Annotated in this window: 4 protein-coding genes; 2 read left to right on the top strand and 2 right to left on the bottom strand. The window is 47.8% G+C overall.

The window, feature by feature from the left end; all coding sequences use genetic code 11:
• On the bottom strand, positions 1-1,049 hold a 1,049-nt coding region (locus C8275_RS09700), incomplete at its 3' end, for an IS1634 family transposase (RefSeq protein WP_369861187.1).
• 495 nt (positions 1,050-1,544) lie between these two features.
• On the opposite strand from C8275_RS09700, the gene C8275_RS09705 reads away from it, so the two are divergent.
• Positions 1,545-2,477, top strand: a complete 933-nt coding sequence (locus C8275_RS09705) for a toprim domain-containing protein (RefSeq protein ID WP_106484981.1) — start codon at positions 1,545-1,547, stop codon at positions 2,475-2,477.
• Positions 2,478-2,703: 226 nt separating this feature from the next.
• Positions 2,704-4,125 (top strand): mobilization protein, encoded by a 1,422-nt coding sequence (locus C8275_RS09710; RefSeq protein WP_106484982.1) that lies wholly within the window; start codon positions 2,704-2,706, stop codon positions 4,123-4,125.
• Here C8275_RS09710 and C8275_RS09715 read toward each other — a convergent pair.
• The gene (locus tag C8275_RS09715; RefSeq protein ID WP_106484983.1) at positions 4,106-5,326 is read right to left on the bottom strand and encodes an ISL3 family transposase; all 1,221 of its coding nucleotides are present in this window, start codon (positions 5,324-5,326) and stop codon (positions 4,106-4,108) included. The genes C8275_RS09710 and C8275_RS09715 overlap by 20 nt on opposite strands.
• Between the last annotated feature and the right edge of the window lie 93 nt (positions 5,327-5,419).

The raw sequence follows: 5,419 nt of genomic DNA on the forward strand, positions 1-5,419 counted from the left end.
GGTCGTATCTCTATCTTCGATTTTGAGATGCGGAAAGCCCTTTCGACATGCCATAGGTTATGATATGCGGCATATACTTCACCGGTCGGGATATTTGTATTGGTAAGATATCCTTTCAGCCCGTCCCATTTCGCGTCAGCCTCAAGTTTGTCGTAATTGATGGTCACCTTAATGTCGCCCTTCATCTTCAAGAACTTGTTATAACCTCGCTTGTTTATGTTGTCTTTCGTCAGGGTGCCACGTTGGTATGCCTTTTCCAGACGTTGTATCCCCTTTTCCCTGTTGTGGGCATCCTTGCGGGCACGGTCGTCTGTATATCCCACAAGCAGACGTCTGCTGCCTCCCTTGTCGTATTCCACCATCTGCTTGTCAACTTTGGGCTGACTGAGTATCCATTCCTGTATCCTTTTGCTTTCGTTCTTGATTTTCGCACCGATAATATATTTGTAACCGTTTGCTTCCAAGTCTGCTATATTGTCGCTGTTCATCAGTCCGGAGTCGGCTACGACAATAAAGTCTTCCAATTTATATTTCCGTACAAATTCCGTCACTACCGGCAGCATCGTGTGACCTTCATACTTGTTCCCTTCATGTATGCAATAAGCCAGCGGATAGCCTCCGACGCTGACGAGCAGTCCGAGGATGATCTGTGGATTCCTGTGCCGTCCTTCTTTGGAAAATCCTGTCTTTCGCAATTCATCTTCATAATCCGCCTCAAAATAAAGAGTGGTCACATCATAGAACAAAACACCGATGCGGCCGTTCAACACCTGCCTTGTATGCAGTACGCTTATATCCTGGACAATTTCATGCTGACTGTCGCTGAGCTTGTCCAAATAACGGTATATCTTCGACAGACTGACATCCTCATCGAAATGGTTTTTCAGGTACTCGGCAGTAGCCGCCTTGCTTGCCGGATAGGCCAACCGCGCCTTTACCAGCTGTCGGAACACCGGATCCTCGATCCGGTTGAAGCCCACACTGTCAAACACACGGTCAAGTATCAGGTCTGCCCCGTTAATCGATATGTTGGTAATACATGAAAGCATTTGCTCGGCATTCAGAAGTTCCGTTTCACACCCCTTACGATCCTCGCCGAAAAGATCCAGACGGGGATGCCGGCGTTCTTGCTCCCTGTCAATCCNGTCTGCCCCGTTAATCGATATGTTGGTAATACATGAAAGCATTTGCTCGGCATTCAGAAGTTCCGTTTCACACCCCTTACGATCCTCGCCGAAAAGATCCAGACGGGGATGCCGGCGTTCTTGCTCCCTGTCAATCCGCTCACGGGCTTTAGACATGAGTGAATCAAGATCTTCGGGTCCCTTAGCTATGCCGATTGTGGCAAGTTCATTCATTTTGCCATTAATCTTCTCTGTGACAATTATGCCAACATTGCCTGAGGGATATTTTTTCCTTCGTATAAACATATTTTTGAACCGTGTCACCCTAAAATGGGTGGCACAAAATTACAAAATTCTATTTATCAACGCTTTGCAAAATTAGACTTGTTTGAGTGACGAAGTCAGGAGACAGCAAAACAAATCAGGCTGGAGGAGTATCTTCACAGCTTGGGGTATAACCCGGTGAAACGGCAGGGCATCAATCTCTGGTACAAATCACCGTTCAGGGAAGAAACCGAAGCATCGTTCAAGGTGAACACCGAGCGGAACCAATGGTATGATTTTGCGCTCGGCAAGGGCGGCAACATCATCGCACTGGCTTCGCACCTCTATGCAACGGATAGTGTGCCGTACCTTTTGAAACGCATAGAGGAACAGGCACCGCACGTGCGCCCCGTCTCTTTCTCTTTTCGCAAGCAGTCCTTTACAGAGCCGAGCTTCCAGCAGTTGGAAATCGTGCCGCTTTCTTCCCCTGCCTTGCTTGCTTATTTGCAGGAAAGGGGAATAAATCCGGTACTGGCGAAAAGAGAATGCCGGGAGGCACGGTTTACGCACAACGGCAAGCGGTACTTCGCCATTGCGTTTCCGAACATATCGGGCGGCTATGAGATACGCAACCGATATTTCAAAGGCTGTATCGCACCGAAAGACATCACCCACATACGGCAACAAGAATCGAAGGACGCCTGTTTCGTTTTCGAGGGATTTATGGACTACCTCTCATTTCTGACCCTGCGGCTTGAAAGCTGCCCGCAATGCCCCGATTTCGACAGGCAGGATTACATGGTGCTGAACTCCGTAGCCAATGTTTCCAAGGCACTCTACCCGTTGGGAAGCTATGAGCGCATCCACTGCTTTTTTGACAATGACCGTGCAGGAATGGAAACCTTGCAGCGAATCCGCAAGGAATACGACAGCACCCGGCATATACGGGACGCTTCCCAAATCTACTGCGGATGCAAAGACCTGAACGAGTATTTGCAGAAGCGCATGGCTGATGGAAAAGAGCAAATTCAATCCGTCAGAAAGAGGAATGACGCGCTATCCAAGAAACCGAAAGGCTTCCGGTTATAGCTCACTATAACTACACGCTTCGCTTGCGTAGTTGTGGGCTCTCCCGAGGGGCTTAGGACGCTGCCCTAAGAACCCGGCAAGGGTTTTCAGCCCTATGCAACCCGACCAAAGAGTGACCCTCTCTTTGGAAACTCCGCTCATGGGTTGCACCCCTAAGAACCCCTTGCGGATATGTGCGGAAAGCAACAAACAGATTTAGTAAACAATCAAATTAAAAATTGAATAGATGGCAACAAAATCAAGCATACATATCAAGCCTTGCAACGTGGCATCAAGCGAGGCTCATAACCGGAGAACTGCCGAGTATATGCGCAATATCGGAAAATCCAAAGTATATGTGGTATCCGAACTCTCTGCAAATAACGAGCAGTGGATAAACCCGGACTTCGGCAGTCCCGAATTGCAGATGCACTATGAGAACATCAAACGGATGGTCAAGGAAAAGACAGGTCGTGCCATGCAGGAAAAAGAACGTGAGCGCAAAGGCAAGAACGGCAAGATTATCAAAGTGGCAGGATGTTCACCCATACGTGAGGGAGTGTTGCTCATCAGACCTGACACCACACTGGCAGATGTGCATAAGTTTGGCGAGGAGTGCCAAAGACGCTGGGGCATTACACCGCTCCAAATCTTCCTGCACAAAGACGAAGGGCATTGGCTGAACGGACAGCCTGACCCGGAGGACAGGGAGAGTTTCAAGGTAGGCGAAAGGTGGTTCAAGCCGAATTACCATGCGCATATCGTATTCGACTGGATGAACCACGATACAGGCAAGAGCCGCAAACTCAATGACGATGACATGATGCAGATGCAGACCTTGGCATCCGACATCCTTCTGATGGAGCGTGGTAAGTCAAAAGCCGTAACAGGCAAAGAACATCTGGAACGGAACGACTTCATCATTGAGAAGCAGAAAGCCGAACTGCAACGCATAGAAACCATAAAGCGGCATAAGGAACAGCAGGTAAACCTTGCCGAACAAGAACTCAGACAGGTGAAATCGGAGATACGCACGGACAAGCTCAAAAGCGCCGCCACCGATGCTGCCACTGTCATAGCAAGCGGAGTGGGTTCTCTTTTCGGCAGCGGAAAAATGAAGAAACTGGAGCAGTCCAATGACGAATTGCGTCAGGAAATTGCCAAACGGGACAAGGGAATTGATGACTTGAAAGCCCAAATGCAGCGTATGCAGGAACAGCACGGCAAGCAGATACGCAACCTGCAAGGAATACACAACCAGGAACTTGAAGCCAAAGACAAGGAAATATCACGGTTGAATACCCTGCTTGAAAAGGCTTTCAAGTGGTTTCCGATGCTCAGGGAGATGTTGAGAATGGAAAAGTTGTGCGCTGCCATCGGCTTTACCAAAGAAATGATAGAGAGCCTCCTGACAAAGAAAGAAGCTATCAGATGCAATGGCAGGATTTATTCCGAAGAGCACAGGCGGAAGTTTGACATCAAGAACGATGTTTTTAAAGTGGAAAAGAATCCGGCCGATAACGGCAAACTGGTACTGACCATTAACAGGCAGCCAATTGGCGAATGGTTCAAGGAGCAATGGGAGAAATTAAGGCAAGGTTTGCGACAGTCAACGGAAGAACCAAGAAAAAGTAGAGGATTTAGGAGGTTCATCCGACATTTCGCGTGATGCGGCAATCATGCAGTGCATATAGCCTCAATTCAAAGTATCGTTCATCCCTAAATCCATATGCCGTTCTCTTCATGACCTTTATCTTGTTGTTGATGCCTTCTACCTTTCCGGTTGATATATGGCAGTCATACCATGCGAGTATGCCTGTCCTGTGTGCCGTTACCGTAGTTGCCATCTTCACCAATTGCGGCACTTTGCTCTCCCGGGCTTGCTTTACCCAATCCGTCATGACCCTTTCGGCATCGTCCTTATTGACCTGCATCCAGATTTCCCTGAGCTGTTCTTTCAGGTAGTATGCCTGCGACAGGGGCTTGTTCATATCCAGCGCGTTGTCAAGCCGTGTCTTATACTCCTTGTCGAAGATATCCGCCCCATTACTCAGTAACAGGTATCGCGTACCTTTCAACACCTTGCGTTTGTTGATGTCTTTTTCCATGTGGTATTGCACCCTACGTATTTCATCCAGTTTCTCGTTCATAAGCTTTACCACATGGAAATGGTCAAACACGTGCACCGCATTCGGGCAATTCTCATATACAGAGGAGATGAAGGCGGCGGAGAGATCTGTTGCAATATACTTGATGCCAACGCCTTTTCTTCTGATCCGTTTCCAAAAGCCATCCAGGGCGTCTGCTCCTTTGCCGTTACCGACATAGAGAATACGGCCACTCTTTAGGTCAACCACGATTGTCTTGTACACATGTCCTTTCCTGACCGCAAATTCATCTATGCCAATGCTGTCCACTCCTTCAAGGGAGGGAGGCGCGTAATGGTATTCAAGATGACGCGTATGGATATCCTTGACGGTATCCCAGGATACGCCCAGGAGATTGGCTGCGTCTTTCAAGGTCATGCTCCTTAACAGGTCGACTACATATTTTGCGAAACGATGGGTGTAACCGCAACTACCCGTGGCAAAGGGTATGCTCTCCTGACGGTCATAATCACAATCCTGATTCTTGCACTTATAGCGTTGGACTTTCATGCGGATTATCACCTTTTTGCCGCCTATCGGGAGTCCTATAAAGTCACGAACTCGAAAACCGTTCTTGACCAATTGGCGATGCCCGCACTTAGGACATTCTTTCTTCCGCTCTTTTGCTTCAATATGTAAGATAATTGTATTACCTTTGTATTCCTCACGAGTGCATTTGTGGTTATATAACCCCCAAGCATGATATAGAAAACTGCTGTTCATTACTGTACATTTGTTTGTGCTTATTCAAATATACAATTTGTTCAGCGGTTTTTCTTCTTTAATAAACTATCACGCGAAATGTCGGATGAACCA

This window comes from Bacteroides sp. Marseille-P3684, from assembly GCF_900291465.1.
GTDB lineage: Bacteria > Bacteroidota > Bacteroidia > Bacteroidales > Bacteroidaceae > Phocaeicola_A.

Bases quoted from the DNA above. Each gene is read 5' to 3' on its own strand.
- C8275_RS09715 (WP_106484983.1), bottom strand. From the start codon at position 5,326: ATGAACAGCAGTTTTCTATATCATGCTTGGGGGTTATATAACCACAAA.
- C8275_RS09710 (WP_106484982.1), top strand. From the start codon at position 2,704: ATGGCAACAAAATCAAGCATACATATCAAGCCTTGCAACGTGGCATCA.